Annotated in this window: 1 protein-coding gene; it reads right to left on the reverse strand. The window is 62.9% G+C overall.

All coding sequences use genetic code 11. From position 1 onward, the window contains the following. Positions 1-828: IS66 family transposase (locus VSX56_RS20680; protein ID WP_350939384.1), on the reverse strand; the 828-nt coding region annotated here is incomplete at its 3' end. Between the last annotated feature and the right edge of the window lie 69 nt (positions 829-897).

Here is an 897-nt window from a genome sequence, read left to right on the forward strand (position 1 = left end):
CGCGGCACCGGTACCGGGCGCGAGGGTCGGAAGGCTGGTCTCATCGGCGAAGACGCGCGGGCCCTTCAAGATTTCGTCCAGCACATGCGCGGCGAGGATCTCCAACTCGAAGCCTGTCCGGCCCATCCACTGCGCCATCAGCCTCCGATCGATCTCCACCCCGTCGCGGGCATAGATCCCTTCCTGGCGATATAGCGGCAGGCCATCGGCATATTTGGAGACGGCGATTTGCGCCAGCAGTGCCTCAGTCGGCAGGCCGCTTTCGATGATATGGGCCGGAGCAAGCGCCTGAATGACGCCATCCGCGTCCCTGAATGCATATTTCGGACGGCGGGTCACGATGACCCGGAACCGCGCCGGGATCACATCCAGCCGTTCCGAGACATCTTCGCCGATCATCATCTTTTGTTTGCCCGCATGTTCTGGCAAGTCCTCGGGCTCCATCACCACCTCGACCCGCTCGAGATGGGGCGGGAAGCCCTTGCGCGGCCGGGGCGCCCGCTTCTCGCCCGAAGCTCGAGCTTTGCCTGCCTGCGCCTTCAGCGCCGCAAGACCAGTCTCGATCTCCTCGAAGACGAAGGCATGTTGCGCCGCCTCATCAGAGCCGTCGCCCGCACCGCCCAACTTTTCGGAACGGCGGCCGAACCGGGCCCGATCATAGGCCTTCAGTATCTGCATCAGTCGCTTGATCCGCTCGTCAGCATCAAGGCTGCGCGCCTTCAGCGTCTCGTTCTCGTCCTCAAGGGCGGCCGTCTTCGCGGCCATGGCGCGCACCATCGCCTTGAGCTGGTCCATGTCGTCAGACAATGAGAGGTTATCGATGCGCATGGCGCAGAGGATAGCACAGACCTTTTGCCATGCCTCTAGGGCATCTGCATCCCTAAGCGTCATGATTCA

Origin of the sequence: Thioclava kandeliae (assembly GCF_040297545.1) — a bacterium.
Taxonomy (GTDB): domain Bacteria; phylum Pseudomonadota; class Alphaproteobacteria; order Rhodobacterales; family Rhodobacteraceae; genus Thioclava; species Thioclava kandeliae.